Genomic DNA, 4,442 nt, shown 5'->3' with positions numbered 1-4,442 from the left:
GTGGAGAGCTGCTCGACATGTGATCCCGCCGTAAGAGCGTAACTCACCGAGGCCGCGACCTTGTCGAAGCCCCCGTTTGGCGCTTCCATGACCTTGTCATGAGCATTGTTGACGAGATATTTGTCATTGCCCCTGGTTGCGTGGAAAACGTCTGCGCCGCGCGTGCCATGGAAGACATGATCGCTGCCCGACGGGGCCGGCGCGGTGGGAGCAGGGGTGCCGACGTGAGTAGGAGGTGTGGTCGGTGTGCCGACCGGATCACTGACCGGGGGCGTGACAGGATCACTAACCGGGGGCGAGACCGGGGCATGGGTGCCCTCGAGATTGTGCTGGAGGAAAAAGGCTTTCAGTTCCGAGGCGCTTTCAAGCGCGGTGTCGCCATTCTGCGTTCCCCATTTATAGGTATAGTCAAAGGCCGGCGACGGAACCAGTGCGGCCCAACGATCAATCATGGCCTGCTCCTGGGCAGCGGTGGGCATGACAAACTTGCCGCCAGCGCTGGTTTCCCAGTTGCCACCACCGAACGCCTGGTAAAGCGGGACGATCTTGTCAATCGGGATGCCTGCTTCACCGGCAGCCGCAACCATCTTGTCGATATGGGTGTAGTCGGGAGCCGAAGTGTTGTTGATGGGGTAATAGCCGATACCGTAGAAATCGATGCCCGTATTCGCCGGATTGTAAGCGGCGTGGGCCGGGTCGTTCGGGTTCATGTAGCTCGGGGAGCCATCCGTGCCCAAGTTCATCATCGTGATGAAGGTCTTGGCGCCGGGAACATGAGAATGAATCCAGTCGGATTCCGCCTTTAGGTTTGCAGCGGTTGCGTAGCTGCCCCACTTGCCTGTCGGATCAGGCTCGTCGCTAAGGTAAAACCCGAACACATTTGGATTACCTATGAAGGGAGTGACTTTATCAATGAAAGACGAAGTTACTCCGTCGTGCTCACCGAGATAAACCAAGCCTTTCATGCCATCCGGCAAGGCATTGACTTGCGAAACGTACTGAACATCAGCCAGATTGAATCCGGCGGTTGCGATCTCGGCGGCTGATCCACCGGACGCGTAGTGGAGTGTCATCCAAAAATCCTTTGGTTGATTCGGTTATGCCCCACGTCTGCTTAGTTGACGGCGCATATTAGGCCCAAATCAAATACGACACCCGCTGGATAGAATCTTTGATCGCCGACAGGATTGCTGCACAGCAGGAGATGTTCCGCTTCGGGTCAACCGAAGTCTTTTAAAACAGTGCCGCAACAACAACATAAGCCCCTCTCATCCGGCTCATTGTTGAGCCGCGTGATTGGGAAATATCCGCCTTTCCCGACCGGGTTATCCCCAACTAGGGGAAAGCCAATTGGGGTGCCTCGGCACATGAACCGAGGCTTGCGCTGACGCCCTCGCGGCTCACCCGCCAACTTGACGGTCGAAAGATCGTGCCGCTTGCGGCGTGAAGCGGCCACCTATCGCTGCTTTAGGAGCACTTTCTGCTTTGATCCTATTTAAAAAATCGATGGCCCAACTCTCGTTTGAAATATGATCCGATCCAGCGCATGGAGAAAAAGTCATCTCTCCAAAATATATGTCACCATTAATGCTGTACAAATCGACCCTGACAAACTCAACATCCCTAGATATCGTTTCCGCGATCTCGATCATTTTTTCGAGATTTTCCGGCCTTTCTACGTTTTCTGGCAGGTCATAACCATACATGACATCAATCTGCTTAAAATCCGGAAGAGAAAAGACAGCCCTTTTATGATCAACAAATCTACCGACGTCGACCTGAAGATAAATTGCCTTGCCGCGAACGCAAAAGAATTTGTAGTCACTTAATTCACCACCAGTAGAAATGTTGTCTTCGACAATTAATTTCTTTTCCATTTTATAATATTGTGTCTCTCGCCCAATATTGAAGTACGACCTCTTAGAGAAATTTAAGAATTCCTCTATGGTTTTCCTATTGAGCGGTTTGTCGAGGAATATAATTTTTCCAGAGGAATGGGTCGGCTTCATCACGAAATGACGTCCGAGGAAAGGCTGGATCCAAAGTAAAATGTCATCTGCCGTCGTATTTCTATCTATCTTGAATACAGAGATCGTCTTTGGGATTTTAAGGCCTGCGATTCCACTAGCTATGTATTTAGCATAATGCTTATCAACGCAAATCTTCTCCAGGTATCCCCATCTATTTCGTATCATTCTGTCAAATATAAAATCATTTATCGTAGCCGATTGACTGGAAACCCGTCTTGGGAACCTGTTGTTCCCGTTAAAGAATCCCGCTGCTGCTATGGGGTAGTTCAGAACGTAGAAATTCGGGGTTATCAAGCTGACCCTATATATCGTTTCCCAGACAGCTCTTCTTAATTTCCGATACTTCTTTTCCACGCAACACCCCACTACGCGGATAACGCACGGCTAACGCGGCGTCCGCTCTGATAACGACGATGGCGAAGGCGCGATCCGCCTCCTTGGGCAGGTTGACAGCCGTCACAGATGGGGCCGGTCGAACCCGTCGGCCAGCGCCCCGAGGTGAACGAGCCCTCCAGTCGCCATCCCTGCGCATGCGTTAAACCACAATACGTCAGGCTCGATCACCGTCCTCCTCCGTTTGAATGACGATCCGGCGTGCCGGCCTGACGGTCGTCAATTTGCCGCCTCTGAAAGTCTGGGAGACTGATGGTCTGCTCGAGTGATTGGTGTATCGGGACGAGATCAAATACAGAATACAGAATGACAAAAGGTTTGATTGATCTAAGTTGTTGCTCCGCATCAGGTATTTTGTGTCAACGACCGTGGCGTCTTTGAAAGTGTGTGGAAGCAAGGACATAAGCCCCTTTTGCGTGTTCCATTCTGGACTGCGTTACTAGCGTGAATTGCCGTTTTTTGGGGGAGTTATCCCCAGCCTGTGCACGCTGCAGGTCGCGTTTCGTTGGTCCTGCGCCACGAATCCGCTGCATTTTCCTCAAAGTCGACGTATGTAAGCAGAGCGTAATAAGGGGGGCGACGGATAGCGGCTGCTATGCGCACCAAGAAAGGTTTGAGCCATCACAATTTACGGAAGTAACGGCGCGGCAGTGTCGCGCGAACGACCGCTGGTCATGAAAACATCGGGGGCCGGTTCTCCCGAGCTGCGTTCCGCCATTCTCGCCTGCATGCCTGGGCTGCTTGGCGTGGCGCTGTTCTCGGCAGTGATAAACATTCTCGCCCTGACCGGTTCGGTCTATATGTTGCAGATCTACGATCGCGTTCTGCCGTCGCAGAGCGTTCCAACCCTGGTGGGGTTCACGATCGGCATGCTGGGCTTGTATGCGGTCTACGGGCTCCTGGATTTCGTGCGGCTTCGCGTGCTGGTCCGCATCGGCAGTCTTCTCTATAGAAATTTGCAGGAAAAGGTGTTCTCCATCTCCCTGTCCTTGCCGCTCAAGGCAGGACGTGATGCGGGCCGCTTGCAGCCTTTGCACGATCTTGACCGACTGCGCGGCTTTCTTTCCGGAACGGGACCGACGGTCATCTTCGACGCTCCGTGGATCCCTTTTTATCTGGTGATCATTTATTTGCTCCATCCTTTGCTCGGCTTGTTGGCAACCGTCGGCGCGATCGCCGTGGTCCTCCTGACGGCAGTTGCGGAAGTCTTTAGCCGTGGTCCGGCCGCGCGCGCCTCCGAAGACTTGTCGTCGCAACGGGCGCTTGCCGACTCCGCCCGGCGCAACGCCGAGGTTGTTCATGCAATGGGGCTTTCTGGTCGACTGGCTCGACGCTGGAGCGACGTCAGCCGCGCATATCTTGGTCAGCAGGAGCGCCTCTCGGATGTCGTCGGTGGCGCCAGTTCCTTCTCGAAGGCGCTTCGCATGGGTCTGCAATCCGGCGTTCTGGGGCTCGGTGCCTACCTGGTCATCGGCGGTGAAGCTTCTCCTGGGGTGATTATCGCATCTTCCATATTGCTCGGCCGGGCCTTGGCCCCAGTTGACGCGGCGATTGCAAACTGGAGAGGTTTTCTATCGACCCGGCGCAGCTATAGCGAGCTGGCAGCTGTCATGGCTGCATTTGGCAGTCAGGACGATCCGATGGAATTGCCTCGTCCACAGGCACGATTTGCCGTCGAGCAACTGACAGTCGCGCCGCCCGGCCTGACAAGACCGACCGTTGTAAATGTAAGTTTCCACCTGTCGAGGGGGGCTGGAATGGCCGTCGTCGGCCCGAGCGGCTCCGGCAAGACGACGCTGGCCCGTTCGTTGGTCGGGGTGTGGAAGCCGCTCCATGGCTCGGTGAGATTGGACGGCGCCTCTCTCGATCAATGGAACTCGGAACATCTCGGCGCCCATATCGGCTACATGCCGCAGGATGTGGAGTTGTTTGACGGCACGGTAGCAGACAACATTTCGAGGTTCCGAGGCAAGACGGATCCAAAAGGCGTCCTTGCGGCGGCAAGAGCCGCCTGCGTCG

General features: G+C 54.6%; 2 protein-coding genes and 1 pseudogene. 1 reads left to right on the top strand and 2 read right to left on the bottom strand.

Annotated elements, in window-relative coordinates; genetic code table 11:
* Positions 1 to 1,073 (bottom strand): annotated as a pseudogene (locus tag EN925_RS24660) (calcium-binding protein); the annotation flags it as partial.
* Between the two features lie 327 nt (positions 1,074 to 1,400).
* Entirely contained in the window at positions 1,401 to 2,384 is a 984-nt protein-coding gene (locus EN925_RS24655) for an ATP-grasp fold amidoligase family protein (protein ID WP_164753421.1), read from the bottom strand.
* A gap of 713 nt (positions 2,385 to 3,097) precedes the next feature.
* On the opposite strand from EN925_RS24655, the gene EN925_RS24650 reads away from it, so the two are divergent.
* Positions 3,098 to 4,442, top strand: a 1,345-nt coding sequence (locus EN925_RS24650; protein ID WP_164894370.1) for an ATP-binding cassette domain-containing protein, incomplete at its 3' end; no start/stop codon positions are given.

The sequence above is a fragment of the Mesorhizobium sp. M7A.F.Ca.US.006.04.2.1 genome, assembly GCF_004022915.1.
GTDB lineage: Bacteria > Pseudomonadota > Alphaproteobacteria > Rhizobiales > Rhizobiaceae > Mesorhizobium > Mesorhizobium ciceri.
Note: the sequence above shows the minus strand (reverse complement) of the source record. Positions and strands in the feature narration are given on the sequence as shown.